General features: G+C 42.3%; 17 protein-coding genes and 1 pseudogene. 8 read left to right on the top strand and 10 right to left on the bottom strand.

The window, feature by feature from the left end:
- Nucleotides 1-4 precede the first annotated feature (4 nt).
- The 7 genes from ccoG to EQY75_RS00845 are packed head-to-tail and all read left to right on the top strand — an operon-like array spanning nucleotide 5 to nucleotide 5,826.
- The gene (ccoG, locus tag EQY75_RS00875; RefSeq protein ID WP_129602014.1) at nucleotides 5-1,420 is read left to right on the top strand and encodes a cytochrome c oxidase accessory protein CcoG; all 1,416 of its coding nucleotides are present in this window, start codon (nucleotides 5-7) and stop codon (nucleotides 1,418-1,420) included.
- A gap of 21 nt (nucleotides 1,421-1,441) precedes the next feature.
- Nucleotides 1,442-1,888, top strand: a complete 447-nt coding sequence (locus tag EQY75_RS00870) for a FixH family protein (RefSeq protein WP_129602012.1) — start codon at nucleotides 1,442-1,444, stop codon at nucleotides 1,886-1,888.
- 7 nt (nucleotides 1,889-1,895) lie between these two features.
- Complete coding sequence (locus tag EQY75_RS00865; RefSeq protein ID WP_129602009.1) at nucleotides 1,896-2,603, top strand: sulfite exporter TauE/SafE family protein; 708 nt, start codon at nucleotides 1,896-1,898, stop codon at nucleotides 2,601-2,603.
- 48 nt (nucleotides 2,604-2,651) lie between these two features.
- Nucleotides 2,652-3,923: an acetyl-CoA hydrolase/transferase family protein gene (locus EQY75_RS00860; RefSeq protein WP_129602007.1), complete on the top strand. Its 1,272-nt coding sequence runs from the start codon at nucleotides 2,652-2,654 to the stop codon at nucleotides 3,921-3,923.
- A 12-nt stretch (nucleotides 3,924-3,935) separates the two neighbouring features.
- On the top strand, nucleotides 3,936-4,577 hold the full coding sequence (deoC, locus tag EQY75_RS00855; protein WP_129602005.1) for a deoxyribose-phosphate aldolase: 642 nt from the start codon (nucleotides 3,936-3,938) through the stop codon (nucleotides 4,575-4,577).
- A gap of 10 nt (nucleotides 4,578-4,587) precedes the next feature.
- Entirely contained in the window at nucleotides 4,588-5,286 is a 699-nt protein-coding gene (gene deoD, locus EQY75_RS00850) for a purine-nucleoside phosphorylase (RefSeq protein WP_129602004.1), read from the top strand.
- Between the two features lie 36 nt (nucleotides 5,287-5,322).
- Nucleotides 5,323-5,826, top strand: coding sequence for a DUF1643 domain-containing protein (locus tag EQY75_RS00845; RefSeq protein ID WP_129602003.1), 504 nt, complete (start codon nucleotides 5,323-5,325; stop codon nucleotides 5,824-5,826).
- On the opposite strand, the gene EQY75_RS00840 is transcribed toward EQY75_RS00845, so the two are convergent.
- From EQY75_RS00840 to EQY75_RS00805, 8 genes and pseudogenes are all read right to left on the bottom strand, one after another.
- Nucleotides 5,823-6,605 carry an ABC transporter permease gene (locus EQY75_RS00840; RefSeq protein WP_129602002.1) on the bottom strand — a complete coding sequence of 261 codons (783 nt, stop codon included), beginning with the start codon at nucleotides 6,603-6,605 and terminating at the stop codon, nucleotides 5,823-5,825. The two genes, EQY75_RS00845 and EQY75_RS00840, sit on opposite strands and share 4 nt — an antisense overlap.
- Entirely contained in the window at nucleotides 6,598-7,308 is a 711-nt protein-coding gene (locus EQY75_RS00835) for an ABC transporter ATP-binding protein (RefSeq protein ID WP_129601998.1), read from the bottom strand. The genes EQY75_RS00840 and EQY75_RS00835 overlap by 8 nt, the downstream gene beginning before the upstream one ends.
- Nucleotides 7,305-8,534, bottom strand: coding sequence for a nitrous oxide reductase family maturation protein NosD (locus EQY75_RS00830; RefSeq protein WP_129601996.1), 1,230 nt, complete (start codon nucleotides 8,532-8,534; stop codon nucleotides 7,305-7,307). Before EQY75_RS00830 ends, EQY75_RS00835 begins: the two co-directional genes overlap by 4 nt.
- Nucleotides 8,535-8,554: 20 nt before the next feature.
- The gene (locus tag EQY75_RS00825; RefSeq protein WP_129601995.1) at nucleotides 8,555-8,989 is read right to left on the bottom strand and encodes a nitrous oxide reductase accessory protein NosL; all 435 of its coding nucleotides are present in this window, start codon (nucleotides 8,987-8,989) and stop codon (nucleotides 8,555-8,557) included.
- Between the two features lie 8 nt (nucleotides 8,990-8,997).
- Nucleotides 8,998-9,618 carry a hypothetical protein gene (locus tag EQY75_RS00820; RefSeq protein WP_129606868.1) on the bottom strand — a complete coding sequence of 207 codons (621 nt, stop codon included), beginning with the start codon at nucleotides 9,616-9,618 and terminating at the stop codon, nucleotides 8,998-9,000.
- Between the two features lie 127 nt (nucleotides 9,619-9,745).
- Nucleotides 9,746-11,700, bottom strand: a pseudogene (gene nosZ, locus EQY75_RS00815) (Sec-dependent nitrous-oxide reductase).
- A gap of 34 nt (nucleotides 11,701-11,734) precedes the next feature.
- Nucleotides 11,735-12,319, bottom strand: a complete 585-nt coding sequence (locus EQY75_RS00810) for a fasciclin domain-containing protein (protein ID WP_129601993.1) — start codon at nucleotides 12,317-12,319, stop codon at nucleotides 11,735-11,737.
- An 11-nt stretch (nucleotides 12,320-12,330) separates the two neighbouring features.
- Nucleotides 12,331-12,831 carry a c-type cytochrome gene (locus tag EQY75_RS00805; RefSeq protein WP_129601991.1) on the bottom strand — a complete coding sequence of 167 codons (501 nt, stop codon included), beginning with the start codon at nucleotides 12,829-12,831 and terminating at the stop codon, nucleotides 12,331-12,333.
- 134 nt (nucleotides 12,832-12,965) lie between these two features.
- Between EQY75_RS00805 and EQY75_RS00800 the strand changes: the two genes are divergently transcribed.
- Nucleotides 12,966-13,394 carry an RrF2 family transcriptional regulator gene (locus EQY75_RS00800; protein ID WP_129601989.1) on the top strand — a complete coding sequence of 143 codons (429 nt, stop codon included), beginning with the start codon at nucleotides 12,966-12,968 and terminating at the stop codon, nucleotides 13,392-13,394.
- A gap of 91 nt (nucleotides 13,395-13,485) precedes the next feature.
- On the opposite strand, the gene EQY75_RS00795 is transcribed toward EQY75_RS00800, so the two are convergent.
- Nucleotides 13,486-14,307, bottom strand: coding sequence for a universal stress protein (locus EQY75_RS00795; RefSeq protein WP_129601987.1), 822 nt, complete (start codon nucleotides 14,305-14,307; stop codon nucleotides 13,486-13,488).
- Between the two features lie 17 nt (nucleotides 14,308-14,324).
- The gene (gene hemN, locus EQY75_RS00790; protein ID WP_129601985.1) at nucleotides 14,325-15,686 is read right to left on the bottom strand and encodes an oxygen-independent coproporphyrinogen III oxidase; all 1,362 of its coding nucleotides are present in this window, start codon (nucleotides 15,684-15,686) and stop codon (nucleotides 14,325-14,327) included.
- Nucleotides 15,687-15,727: the final 41 nt, after the last annotated feature.

The following is a 15,727-nucleotide window of genomic DNA, read 5'->3' as shown; positions in this document are numbered from 1 at the left end:
CGGTGTGGCAAAGGATGAACGTTTCCGTGATTCTATAGGAACTATTAATGAAGAAGGTAAACGCGCCTGGGTCTTTCCTAAAAAACCTTCCGGCAGATTCTATCAGTACAGGAAATGGGTCAGTTACGGCCTGCTTGTTTTTTTGCTTGCCTCCCCTTTTGTCAAGATCAACGGGAATCAATTTCTGATGTTCAATGTGCTGGAAAGAAGATTTAACATCTTCGGTTACCCCTTCTGGCCACAAGATTTTCACCTTTTCGTTATCTCCATGATCACAGGAGTGATTTTTGTCGCCCTCTTTACCGTTGTCTTCGGGCGGATTTTCTGTGGGTGGATGTGTCCTCAGACCATTTTTATGGAGATGGTTTTCCGAAGGATTGAATATTGGATAGACGGCGATCGAGGGGCTCAAATAAGACTCGACAGACAGCCCTGGAATGCACAGAAGATCAGAAAACGAACGATGAAATGGAGTATATTTTTTCTGATCTCCTTCTTGATAGCCAATGTATTTCTAGCCTATCTGATAAGCAGTGATACCCTGATTAGATATATAACTGATGGCCCGCTACAACATGTTAGTACGCTGATCTCCTTGCTGATTTTTACGGGAGTCTTTTATTTTGTCTTTGCGTGGTTTCGGGAACAGGTATGTATTATAGCCTGCCCTTATGGAAGATTACAGGGAGTACTTCTAGACAACAAGTCGATTGTTGTAGCCTACGACCACAAAAGGGGCGAGGGCGAAGAAGGAAGAAAGAAATTCAGGAAAGGTGAGGATCGTCAAAAGCTGGGACATGGGGATTGTATCGATTGTTTCCAGTGTGTTCATGTTTGTCCCACAGGCATCGACATCCGAAACGGCACCCAATTAGAATGTGTTAATTGTACGGCGTGTATTGATGAATGTGACAGCATCATGGAAAAAGTGAACCTGCCTAAAGGCCTTATCCGATATGCCAGTGAAGATAATATTGAAAAAAAGACCAATTTTTCCATTACTCCCAGAATGATGGGATATTCCTCTGTACTTGTTGTACTCATAGGAATTCTGATCGGTATGCTCTTTCTGAGAAACGATCTGGAAGCTACAATACTGCGATTACCGGGGCAATTGTACGAAAGAAAAGAGGGAAATATTATTAGTAATGTCTACACTTTTAAGCTCATCAACAAGACCACAAAGAATGTGGAAGATGTAAGTTTTAAACTCTTATCCCATGATGGAAAAATAGAACTGGTAACCCATAAGAATTTTGATGTGCCTGCGGAAAAACTGGCAGAGGGCACCCTCTTTATTGAGATCAATTCGGGAGAATTGGGAAGTGATAAAGACAAGCTTAAAATAGGGGTATACAGTGGGGAAAAACTCTTAGAAACGACAACAACGCGGTTTCTGGGGCCTAGAAATTATTATTAGAATACAGTAAAAACAAACGAAATGAAAATTAACTGGGGAACGGGAATTGTGTTATCATTTATCGGCTTTATTGCCTTTATCCTCTTTTTTGTAGTCAGGATGAGTATGGACGACCGGGCCAACCACGATCTGGTCACAGAGGAATACTACAAAAAAGAACTGTCCTTCCAGAAGGAGATTGATGCCATGGAAAAGGCAAAAAATCGGCCTTACCAGGTAAAGCTTATAAGAACAGACTCAGGTATGATCATCCAATTTCCGGAAGATATGACCCCCTCAAAAATAAAAGGAAAAGTGTCCCTATACAGACCGTCCAATAAACACTTGGATATTGACTTTCCAATAAGTTTATCCAATACACATTTGCTCATACCTGACAAACGTTTGTTGGATGGTCGCTGGGACATTGATGTTAACTGGGATTATGAAGGTGAAACATACCTGTTCAGGGAAAGCTTTACCTACTAGATAAATTATGGTCTATACCGCTTTTATATTAGGATTGCTGGGAAGCCTTCACTGCGTGGGGATGTGCGGCCCTATAGCCTTTATGCTGCCTCTGAGTCGGGACAAAAAATCAACGATGTTCTCTCAACTCTTCCTCTACCATTTGGGAAGGATAATTACCTATGGGATTATGGGACTCGCATTTGGCTTTTTCGGCAGAGGGCTTTATCTCTTCGGAGCGCAACAGAATCTCTCTATCATCATTGGAGGTATTATGATCCTGGCTATTCTGATCCCGGAAAAATACATGAGGAATTTCAAGATCTCTCAGCCCATTTACCGGGGTGTGTCCAAGGTGAAATCGGCTTTGGGTGAAGCATTGAAAAAAAGGACGCCGAACACATTTCTAACCATAGGTTTCCTTAACGGTTTTTTACCATGTGGCCTGGTTTATATGGCGTTGTTTGCCTCAATTGCCATGGCTTCTCCTTTTACAGGAGCCTTGTACATGGGCTTATTTGGTCTTGGAACGATCCCTCTGATGACGACAGCAGCCTATATCGGAGGGCTGTTACAGCCACAGATACGAATGAGAATCCGACGACTAATACCTATCTTTGTCCTTGTTGTCGGTATCCTTTTTATATTACGCGGAATGGGCCTGGGAATCCCTTATATTTCTCCTAAACCTGTATCTCCGCAAATAACAACTCAAATTGAATGTCATCAACCCTGATCCCTCTCCACTCATCCGGGGAACACACAGGCACTTAACTTTTAATGAATGAAAATTGTTTCGAAAACCGAAGCCGCTGCCCTGATAAAATCGGGTGACCGCATATTTCTACAGGGAGCTGCCATGACTCCCAATACCCTTATAAATGCCATTTGCGATCGATATGAAGACCTATCGGATGTGGAAATTATTTCTATCCATACCGAAGGAACTGTGAATTATGCCACTCCACCTTATAACAAGGCTTTTAGTATCAACAGTTGTTTTGTGGGAGGTAATGTTAGAAAAGCTGTCAATACTAATAAGGGAGATTATATCCCCATATTCCTCAGTGAAATCCACCTTCTTTTCAGAAGAAATATCCTCCCTCTTGACGTGGCACTCATTCAGGTTTCACCTCCGGATATTCACGGGTACTGCTCCCTCGGGGTCTCCGTAGATGTCACTCTGCCGGCGATACAGACCGCAAAACTAGTTATTGCCCAAATAAATCCCTGTGTGCCCAGGACCCACGGGGACGGGATTATACATTTTAGTGAGATTGATGCCGCTATTGAGATAGATACACCCCTGCATGTGCATCCCATGGGCTCCATTTCAGAAATAGAACATCAGATTGGCCGGCATGTGGCCGGGTTGATCGAGGACGGCGCTACTCTGCAATTGGGAATTGGCAATATCCCCAATGCTGTTCTTACAAATCTGGAAGGCCATAAACGACTGGGTGTACACACGGAGATGTTTTCAGATGGCTTACTCCCCCTTGTAGAAAGTGGAGTCATCACAGGGGAAGAGAAAACTCTGAAATCCGGGCGTATTGTCACTTGTTTTGCCGCTGGCTCCCAGGAATTGTACGATTTTGTAGACGATAATCCGATAGTCAACTTCAAAGAAGCGGCCTATACAAATGACACCAATGTAATTTTGCAAAATCCAAAGGTAACTGCGATCAACAGCGCCGTAGAGATCGACCTTACAGGACAGATCTGTGCGGACAGTGTGGGTACCAGACAGATATCAGGTGTGGGCGGTCAGATGGATTTTATCCGCGCCGCATCCCTTTCAAATGGTGGAAAACCCATCTTTGCATTTACCTCGCAAACGAAAAACGGGTTCTCGAAGATTACCCCTACCCTAAAACACGGGGCAGGTGTGACCACTACGCGGGCCCACGTGCATTATGTGGCAACGGAATACGGAATAGTCAACCTTTTTGGCAAGAACCTGCATCAGCGTGCTAAGGCCTTGATCTCTATCGCCCATCCCAACCACAGAGAGGAGCTCTCAAAGGCTGCATATGAAAGATTTGAACGCGAATAATCCAACAATAAAATGTATTTAAAACAGTATATAGACCACACTTTGCTAAAACCTACAGCCACAGAAGCTGATGTCACTGCGCTGTGTAAAGAAGCTGTTCACTATGGTTTCTACGCTGTCTGCGTCAATAGTTGTTATGTGCCTTTAGCGAAGGAATTAATTCGGGACTCAAAGGTTAAATTAGCCGCCGTCATTGGATTTCCCCTTGGCGCAATGGCGACGGAAGCCAAGATACGAGAAGTTGAATACTGCGTCGCTCACAGTGCTGACGAAATTGATATGGTAATCAACCTGGGATGGCTTAAAAGTGGTCGATACAATGAAATTATTTCCGAAATTGAACAGATCAAAAAAGTGATAGACAAGGGGACTCTTAAGGTGATCCTTGAAACCTGTTACCTTTCTGAAAAAGAGATTCAACTTGCTTGCGAGCTATGCCTGAAAGGAAATGCAGACATGGTTAAGACGTCAACCGGTTTCGGCCCTGAAGGAGCCACCCTGAAGGCAATCCGAATAATGAAAGATAGTGTAGGGGATAACGCAGGAATTAAAGCTTCCGGAGGTATCAGAGATCGTAAAACCGCTCTTGAATTTATCAAAGCCGGGGCAAGCAGAATTGGCACCTCTTCAGGAGTAAAAATGATGGAGGAGTAAAACAAAGTCTATGAGTACACACATAAAAGCCGGAAAAGGTGATATCGCTGAAACCGTATTGCTGCCAGGGGATCCTCTCAGGGCAAAATGGATAGCTGAAACCTTTCTGGATAAAGCGGTTTGTTACAATCAGGTAAGGGGAATGCTTGGATTTACGGGATTTTTTGAGGGTAAGCGAATTTCTGTACAGGGAAGTGGAATGGGTATTCCCTCGGCTATGATTTACTACCACGAACTCATTAAAATGTATGGAGCTAAAAAGCTTATCCGGGTGGGTACTGCCGGGAGTTACCAAAAAGATGTCGGGATTAGGGATGTTGTCCTTGCCATGTCTGCTTCCACCACCTCATCCATCAATGATCAGCGATTTCACAGCAGTCATTTTGCCCCTACGGCCAACTTTGAGCTCTTCGGTAAAGCACTTGTATATGCGGAGGCGAATAATATTTCCATAAAGGCTGGTAATGTGCTTACTCACGATCTCTATTATGAAGACGATATTGAAGATTATAAGAAGTGGGCAGAATACGGCGTTTTGTGTGTGGAGATGGAGACCGCCGGACTTTACACTATCGCAGCTAAGCACAAGGTAAAAGCCCTATCGATCCTGACTATTTCCGATTCTCTGGTAACAGGAAAAGCCACCAGCCCTGAAGAACGGGAAAAGAGTTTTAAAGAAATGGTAGAAATCGCGCTGAATATCGGATAGAAGGCCGTAGGGATCTTTACCAAAAATTATTGGGGAATGGTACACAAGCATCTGCCGTCCATTAAGGTGAAAGCTGTATTTTCTGAATGTTTACAGTTTCGCTATTGCCTTACTTTAACCGACTTGCGAAAAAATTCTCAGCGCACTGTTTGTGTGATCATGCAAAATCCGAGCATTGCAGATGAACAGGTAGCAGACAAGTCAGTTCAATTTCTTGAAAAACTCATCTTTTATAAAAATCTTGCGGAATTCAAACAGGTGGGTCGAATCCTTATCGTTAATCAATTTGCCCGTATTCAAACGAGGGACTTTAAAGGCAGGTCTGCGGATATAGGAAAAGATAACCATGCATACCTGAAAAACGCAATCTGCTCTTCCGATATCGTCCTTATTGCATGGGGGAAAAGAAACCCTTTCCCGGAACGACAGGAAGTGATTTTAAACCTGCTTAGACATGTGGGGGAGAAAGTGATCTTAAGCACCAAAAAGCATCCGTCGAGAGGAAGTTATACAGACTTCATAAAGCCGATGCTTATTTAGAAATCTTTCCTTTTTGCCTTGTATACCAGTCTCCAGATCGGTAAAAGTGTCCAGAGGAATAGCATCAGTAAGGAAATAACAAAACCGGCATTTGTGCCAAAAAATTGTTTGAATACGGCTCCGGTGTACCCCAACAAAGCTGAAATATCCAGTTTTAGAAGAATAAGGGTTCTGGACAGATCAATGGGGTTGAACATGGTCGCTACAAGAGAGAAGGTGTCAAGTGGATATTCCTCAAAAAGGATAAGGGTGATCAGAAAGAGGCCATCGTAAATTACAGCCATAAAAAGCCAGAGCAAAACAGCATATCCAAATCCCTTGATCTTGTTCTCGTTAGAAAGGGCAATATTAAATGACAGCGCAGTAAATATGAGCGTGAGAAATGCTCCGGTCACTAATAAAAGAGAGAAATCAAAAATCGCATCACTTCTGAAGAGTCCGTAGAGCACAAACGGGATTCCAAGCCCTAAAACAAGGCTCAGCGAAAGCGAAGAGGCAACACCCAGATACTGCCCCAGGAAGATGGAAGACCGTTTGATGGGCTGGGCCAGGAGTAATTCCGTAAATTCCCTGGAGTTGTAGTAATACATTACCCCGAATATAGTACCGATAAGGGGTACCAGAACGATGATGATATTCATTAAGGTAATGACGGCTTTGGACACGTCATTATTGAGAAAAAACAACACAAATCCCAAAAGGAGATAGAACAGAAAATATATATAGCTCCAGCGGCTTCGGATAAGGTCGTAAAAACTGTATTTTAATATTTTACGCATCGGTATTTGATGTTGCTATGGCCGCAATGGCATGTTCAAAATTTGTCTGACCGGTTAACTTTTTAAGGGAGACCACGCTGCCCTCGAAATAAATCTTTCCTTCAAGCAGGTAGATAATTTCTTCGGCTATCTCTTCTACAAATTGCATGATGTGGGAGGTGATCAAAATAGTACTGCCTTTCTCCTTTTCCTCCCTGATCAGCTCTTTAAGTGAAATCAGCGCAGCTGGGTCCAATCCATTGGTGGGTTCGTCGAGGATAATAAGAGGACTATCGAACATAAAAGTCAGCACAATGTTTACCTTTTGTTTTGTTCCTCCAGATAGTGTTGAAAGTTTTTTGTTCAGAAAGGGTTCTAAGCCAAACAAGTCTATCAGCTGCTGTTTCCTGTCGGGTTGTTGGCGAAGGTCTTTTATCATGTTGAACAATTCGTTCACCCGGATATTTCCGGGAAAATCTGCTATCTGTGGTAAATAGTTGATTTGGCTGCGGTATGCCCAATTATCCTTCACCGCCATATCCAATACATGTATACTCCCTTTAGAGGGAAGGACCATTCCCAATATACATTTGATTAGGGTGGTCTTGCCCGAGCCATTCGGTCCCAGAATAGCCAGGATCCCACCCGGATTTATCTGCAGGTCGAGTCCTTTTAGGACTTCATTTTTACCGTACTTTTTATAGAGATTATCAACGCGTATCATATTCTTTTCTTCATTAAAGGATGCGTATCTGCCAGATTATCGGGAGTAAATACCGGAGATACCTTTTCTGAAAAATCGATCAGGTCCATAAACAAACTGCGCAATAGGACTATAGTTTCCGGACTTCGGTTAACGATATAAGAAAATAGTTTTACTGGCCTGTATGGTACATCGCCAATACCATCCCTGTTGAGGTCATAGCCTGTGTAATCACTCCAGTAGTTTTGGTCAAATACATTGTCATTCAACTTGCTGTTATATGAGATGTCAAAGGAATTGTAAATAAAGTTATTGTTTCTAAAAGCATTGGTATAACAAGCCCCCATAATTTTAACGGCCCACCCATTTTCAATAAAGTTGTTCCTGAGATAATTAATCCGGTTTGATCCTTCCACGTTAATTCCCACAGTATTCTTTTCAAAGGTATTTCCAATGATTTCGGCATCATTGATTTCCTTTAGTAATAAACCAAAAGACGCCGTCCCCCAATTTCTCCTGAACGTATTTCGTTCCATTTTAATTCGCTTTGAAAACATTACCGCTACCCCGGCGCCGTTGTTTTCAAAAATATTATCCGTATAACTATCGTCATTGGAGAACATAAAATGAAGTCCATACCGCAGATTGTCTTTGCTATGATTATTACTGATGGTAATATGATCTGCGAATTCCAGGTAGATCCCATCCCGTACTCCCTGAACGAGATTACCTTCTACCACTACATTCTTTGAATACCACAACTGTATGCCGTTTCCCGAGTTGTATTCGTCCAGGGCATCTCCCAGAATCTTGTTATTACTGATGATCCCGTTGTCTGATCTTTCCAGATAAATACCAAAGAACAGTTTTTCAAGAACAATATTACGGATTGTGAAGTGTTGGCTTTTCACCACTCGTATAGCGGCGTAATCAGAAGTGTAACTCGTCCCTACGTTAATGATCTTCAGGCCATCTATAGTTACGTGGTCTGAGACGATCCGGAATATCTCACCCTGATCCCTCCCGTCTATAGTCGCCGATGCTTCCCCAAGTAGGGTAATAGGTTTGTCAACCAGAATATTGAATTCGTTGTATGTCCCTTTTTTTATCAGGATGGTGTCAAAATCAGAGGCCATTGCAATAGCTTCTTTTATACTGCCAACTTTACACCCGGGACATACTTCGATCGTAGTCTGATTCTGAGCCAGACCACAGGACAATAGCAAAGAAAGAAAAAATGAAAGCATATATTATTCTTTTGCTGCGTTTAATTTCTCAATCTCTGCCCGAGTTCATCCCAGGACAATAAGATCCCTTGATTAATGTCTCTGGCTATATTTGCCTCTTCTTTGGAATTAAAGGCTGTTAAATAGGCTCCCATAGGGCTGGGAATATTCTCACTGATCAGGTAGGTAGCACGGGTTGCATCTACAAGAACCCCAGGATTATTGTAGTCATTAACCAGATAGAGGGCAATTACAGAACTGTCAAAATCTTTTGTGAAGTTGATCATACATTCTGAAGCATCGAACTTGTAGACCTTTCCTTTCTGGGTTACGAACTCAGAAGCGTGTTGCTTATCTACTATGGTCATACTACAGTAATGGCAACCATCAAATCCGTATTGAATCGGATCAGGTCCAGGTTTGCACGAGATCAGAAGGACAAGTGATAAAACAATAAGATAGCAGGTGGATTTCATAGGTTGGATTATTTTTTTGATTTTAAAAGATGAGCCCTTTGCCCTGTGAAAAAAGCTATAACAGTCATCATCATGCCGGTAAACATCATCCAGGCCCCGGTGGAAGGCAAGGAAGATACATCAAAATTCAGCATTTTGGCATTCCCGAAAAGCGGGGGTTTATATGACATGGGAGTACCGTCAGGATTGGCGAGTTTCATGATCGCATTCGGATCCAGATTTGTGCCGTAATCAATTAGCCATTGATTAAAATCGTACATCCCCATGACCCCTAAAACAGACATTACAAGAAACCACCCAATAAACCATTGGTAATTTACTTTGCCCAAATAGCCCAGCAACCCAATAAGAGATCCCAGGAAAACCATAATCCCAATAATTAGCGGAAAAGTGGAGAATTCCCACATGTCTTCGGGTTTCGGTAAGGTCTTCATCCCGATATAATGATTCAGACCATCAATATTTTGAATGTCAAATTCATTTACATCCCGTATCCCGTCAATATGAATATTTATACCCAGCGGTTCGGGGTATTGAGGTGCACCCAGCATGATATTCCACAAAGGGAAAACAAATAGACCCAGAAGAAACAGGGGTCCTATGATCATAAGTACACTGGCCTTTTTCATTTCTTTAATCATTTTGTGCAGTTTACTTTAAAGCTGCGTTTTTAATTCTGACCGACTTAGGAAAGGGAAAGCGAGCAGGGTCATCCCTAACGCTGCCCGCCTTCATTCAGAAAAAACCAATTAGCTTTTACTCCCCTAAGGTCCAGTTTAGTTCAATATTTGAACTTGCCGGTGATACTCGTACATATCCCTGCATTTCCTGATGCAAGGCCGAACAGAAATCGGTACAGTAGAATGGCCATACACCCTCTCGTTTGGGTTCCCAGACAGATGTTTTGGTCTGTCCCGGCATGACGAGTATTTCCGACGTATTCTGGCCTATAATGGAGAAGCCGTGCGGCACATCAAAGTCTTGCTCGTGGTTGGTTATATGGAAGTATACTTTATCACCAACCTTTACGCCCTCTATATTATCAGGGGTAAAATGACTTCGGATGGTTGACATATAAATATGAACTTCTTTCCCATTACGCTCAACTCTGGCGTCGGCAGGTGTAGGAGTGACGTATTCGTGTTTGTTTTCATCCAGTCGGTAGATCTTCTTAGACTTAGGAGCCAGTAATTCGGCGGGGCAACCCGCTGCGTAATGTGGTTCTCCATGTGTAGGAAAATCGTAAATCAATTCCATTTTCTCTCCGGAAATATCGTAGATCTGTGCGGAATGTTCCATTTCTGGCCCTGTGGGCAAGTACCTGTCTTTGGTGATCTTGTTCATCGCCACAACGTACTTTCCAAAAGGTTTTCTGGAATTCCCTCCGGGAATCATGAGGTGTCCTACAGAATAATACGTAGGTTTTCTGTCAATAACCTCCCAGGTCCCAACATTCCATTTTACTACTTCTGACGAAATAAAGAAGGTAGTGTAGGCATTTCCTTTGTCGTCAAACTCGGTATGAAGTGGTCCTAATCCTCCACTCTTCACGATTCCGGCCAATACTTCGTCAAATTTTAAAATAGGAATACCGTATGCTTCTCCATCGAATTGCTCTCCTTCAATTGCTGCAATCATCTTGTCAAACGAGTGAACGGTGATATCTGCTGAGAGTTTACCACTACCAATGATGTATTGCCCTGTGGGATCTACATCACAGCCATGAGGCGACTTTGGGGTTGGCAGAAAGTAAATTGATCCGGGAACTTTTGTCGGATCTACAGTGACTACTTCCTTCTTCATTGTGGAAGTCCCGGTGTGAGTTGATTCGTCGTAGACATTATGTGCATAATTAGCGGGCATTCTTGTGCCCCCTCCATTTTTCACGTATTCTTCAATTTTTTTCCAATTCACAGCTGCAATAAAGTCCTTGTCATTTTGGGAAGCCATAACTTCGAGCAAGGAATTAGCCTCTTCGGTATTGTAGGTTGAGAAAAAGAACCAGCCATGAGATTTACCGCGACCCGGGTGTGAAAGATCATAATTAAAGCCGGGCATAAGTATCTGAAATTCGAGATTTAAATGGCCTTCTTCGGGCTCTACACTGATGAACGACAAGGCTCCTTTAAAATTCCCTTTGTATTCATTAATTGGCATATCCCTTTGAGGAACTGGTACAGAGAACCGTGTTCCTGCTACTACGTATTCGGTATTTTCAGTAATAAAAGAAGAACTGTGGTTCCCGGCACTATTTGGGATCTCAATAATCTCTTCAGTCTCAAAAGTACTGAGGCTTACCCGGGCAATCCGCGGGGTATTATTTCCATTCACAAAAATCCATCGCCCGTCGAGTTCTCCGTTGGTTTGAGAAATATCAGGATGATGAAGGTCGTCCCATGGCACAAAGCCAAAAGAAGTGTTCAACATAGGTTTGGTTTCTTCTGAGTAACCATACCCTGAGGTTGGAAATTGCGAGAATACGGGTATCTCCTTAAACATACGACCCGATGGTAAACCGTAAACTGTGAGGTTTCCACTATAACCCCTGAAAGGAAGGCATAGAACTCGTCTTGTTCGCCCGGGGCAACGTATACTTTCTCCGCAGCATTGGACGATAATGCCCCATTAGAGGACTTGCCGGTGTCATTACATCCGGTTAATACCAGTGCCAAGCCTAACATTGTAAGCAAGGAATATCTTATTTTTTTCATCGTAATTGGTTTTATATTTATTTAACTCGTTTAATTATTCTTTGGCCGGAGGTAATATCACTTTGTCCACCACATGTACAATTCCATTGCCTGCATCAACGCTGGCAATGATTCTGGCACCACCTACGTAGACGTCGTCTCCTTTCACTTCCACTATAGTGTTCTGATCATTGGCCTGGCCCAGTTTTTTAAACTTCTTCAAGAATTCCTTAGAGTATTTACCGGGAGTGACGTGGTGTTTTAAAATATTGGCAAGTGCCTCCTTATTTTCGGGTTTTAGAAGATCTTCAACCGTTCCTGCGGGAAGGGCATCAAAGGCTTCATTGGTTGGAGCAAAAACCATCAAAGGTCCGGCATTTACAAGGACATTTTCCAGATCTGCAGCCTGAACGGCAGCTACCAGGGTAGTGTGGTCTGGTGATCCAATAGCAATGTCGAGCACAGTTGGTTTTGATTCATCGTCTTCAATAAACGCCTGTCCCTGTTCTTTTGGCTCTGGACTCGATGAATTTCCGGCGTTATTAGCGTTTGTACCTTTTGCTTCGTTTTTACATCCAATCACGGCAATCAGCAAAATTGCAGTGATTAGTGAGAAGCTTAGTTTAACTATTGTTTTCATATTTAATGTGATTATAAGGTTCTGAAATATTCGAGAATGGCACGGGTTTGCTCTATGGTCATATTCTGATTGGCCATAGCCGCACCGTTAAATTCAACCATTAAGTCCTTGGCACATCGATCTTGTTCGGTCATCAGTTTAGGATCAAGGATCATGTTCATTATCCATTCCGGACTTCTTCTTTCCATAATCCCTATGGGAGACGGGCCAATAAAACGTTTGTCTAATTTGTGACAGGCTGTACAATTCGACATAAATATCTTCTCCCCTTCGGCAGCCATTTCCGTATCGATCTCGGGATCAAGGGTAATGTCTTTGATAAGCCCTACCCCTTTTTCATCAAGAGTTACTCTTTGGGAAGGAGGCAATTCGTCTGATGCAGTCTCAACCTCTGTAGTATTTTCTGATTTGCTGCGGTCAAGGCTGAAGCCTTCTTTTTTCTCCTCCTTAGATCCACAGCTTATCAGGAGTAAGGAGAAGAGGAACACAATAATTTTTACGTTGGATTTCATAATTTTCTAGTTATAAATTATGAACAAAAATATCGTCGAAAGAGAGGGAAAAATATGATATTAATCATATTTCGGATAATAATATCCTTTTATATTTTTTTCGTTAATTTTGAATAAAAATAAAATCGGAAGTGATGCTTAGTAATTCCTCGAAATACGCTTTAACCGCAGTGCTTTATCTGGCCGATCAAACGGATGAAACGCATAAGAAAATGGTGAAGGATCTCAGTATCCCCACCAATATACCGAAAGCGTATCTGGCGAAATTGTTACAACAACTATCAAAACACAAGATTATTTCGGCCACAAAGGGGCCTAAAGGTGGTTACTACCTCACGGAAGAAAACAAAAATCTACCGGTATACAGGGTAATTGAAACTATAGATGGAACACAACGCCTGGAAGCTTGTGTCCTTGGAATTGACGAATGTAATTCTGATCACCCATGTCCCCTGCACCAATATGTCTATCCAACCAGAACAGCTTTACTGCAGACCTTAAAAGAAATGACCATAGGCGATTTGGCTAAAAACCTAGATGAAGGCGCCACATTTCTAAAGTAAGTAACCCCCGAAACTCAAAGTCTTAACTATTTAAGTCCAGGGGTTTTCCTTTACGTCAAGAGACAAATAATAGAAGCTGATGTTCAGATGTTTAAATCTTGAACGTCATCACGGGAATTTTGGAATGATTAGCGATATCTTCTCCGATACTACCCATAAAGAAATGAGAAAGTCCTTTGCGACCATGCGTAGGAATTCCTATTAGATCGGCATTTATTTTATCGCTAAAATTAAGCACCCCTTTCTCCACACTGTAATCGTTATAGATGGTTACTTCCTGTCCTGCACCCGCCATTTCGAGATATTTGTTGATTTTTTCGTAGGCATCATTGTCGCTCAGGAAATTGTCTCCCGGGGTGTTGATATAGACCATGTGTAATTTTGCTCCTAGTTTAGATGCAAAATCCCTGGCTTTTTGAAACGCTCCTAGGCTTTCACTTTTAAAGTTACAGGCAAAGACAAAGTCGTCGATCTTAAAATCGGGGAGTTCGTTTTTCACAACCAGTACAGGCACTTCTGAAAACCGTACTACTTTCTCCGCATTCGATCCGATAAAAATCTCTTTAAGTCCGTCAGTTCCATGAGAACCCATTATAACCAGTTCGGCATTATGCTTCTCGGCGATTTCATTTACCTCGCCAAAAACCTTAAAGTGTTTAATGACCGGAGTAAGCTTAATCCCTTTCAAATAATCTTTGTCCAAAAATTCATTCAGCCTCTTTTCAGCAACTTTTATGAGGAAAACAGTCTGTTCGGGGTGAAATCCTTCCGTGGAAGTGATCATGGCTTCGTTTAATTCTAGCATGTGTAACACCAAAATCTCTGCCTTTTGTTTGTGTGCAATAGAAGCGGCTACTTTAAGAGCATATTCAGATTGTTCGGAAAAATCTACTGGAACGATAATTGTTTTCATGGTTTATTTTTAAAGGGTTAAATGGTCATTGAGAATACTCTTTTGTTCGGCGCTTTTCTATGCAAGAGCAGATCAAACGCCATACATACGTTTCTGACAAATGGCCTTCCTGCTTCTGTAACGCTAAGTTGATTGTCCTTAGTATCGATAAGTCCGTCGATTTCCATTTCTTTTAAGTGATCGAGGACCAGGTCGAGCTCATTAAATTTGAGGGATTGATCTTCCCAGGAGGTTTTCATCCTACACATTAAGTTAAGAATATGCCGGCGTATGACCAAATCCTCTTCTGAGAGAATATGCCCCCTGTAGATGGGGATAATATCATTTTCTACCAAATGCTGGTACTCCTCTATATTCTTCACATTCTGCGCAAAACTGTACCAACTGTCGCTTATACTCGATGCTCCCAGGCCAATCATCAACTGCGTTCGCGATGAAGTGTATCCCATAAAATTCCTGTGAAGTTTTTGATTTTCAAAAGACTTGTAGAGAGATTCCCTTTTCAGAGCAAAGTGGTCCATCCCAATCTCAAAATATCCTGCTTCGGTGAGCAATTTCTTTCCAAGTTCGTATTGCTGTCTTTTCTCCTCAGCCGTAGGGAGGTCCTTATCTTTAAATCCTCTTTGTCCGCTACCTTTTAACCAGGGTACATGCGCATAGCTGTAAAATGCCAGTCGGTCTGGCATTAACTCCCTTGTCTTAGAAATGGTCTCCCTGATATCTTCCATCTGCTGATGTGGCAAGCCAAAGATCAGATCGTGCCCAATAGAAGTGTATCCTATTTCCCGAGACCATTGCGTTACTTTCTTTACATTTTCGAAAGGCTGTACCCTGTGGATAGCCTTTTGTACTTTTTCGCTGTAATCCTGTACTCCAAAACTCACCCTTCTGAATCCCAGATCGTATAAGGTCTGCAAATGTTCCCGGGTAGTATTGTTCGGGTGACCTTCAAAGCTAAATTCACGATCACTGGCTATCTCTGCATGATTGAAAATTCCTTTGAGCAGTAATTCCAGGTGGTGAGCAGAAAAAAAGGTCGGTGTTCCTCCGCCAAGATGCAACTCTTTTATTATTGGTTTTTCCGGGAAAAGGGCACAGTATAATTTCCATTCCTTTAATACCGATTCTATATAAGGAATTTCCACCTCGTGCCGCTTCGTTATTCTTTTGTGACAGCCGCAAAAAGTGCACATGCTTTCACAGAACGGCAAATGAAGATAAAGGCTAATTCCATCCTTTTTATTGCTTTCATTAAAACTCTTTATCAGAGTTTGTTTCCAGGCTTTGCCGGAAAAAGAATTAATATCCCAATAGGGAACCGTAGGGTAGCTGGTATAGCGTGGTCCCTGGACATTATACTTTTGGATAAGATTAGGCATACGATTGGATTTCTATCAAAAGTACACCGCCCTAAGCAGGA

The sequence above is a fragment of the Muriicola soli genome, from assembly GCF_004139715.1.
GTDB lineage: Bacteria > Bacteroidota > Bacteroidia > Flavobacteriales > Flavobacteriaceae > Muriicola > Muriicola soli.
This window is presented reverse-complemented; position numbering and strand designations above follow the sequence as displayed.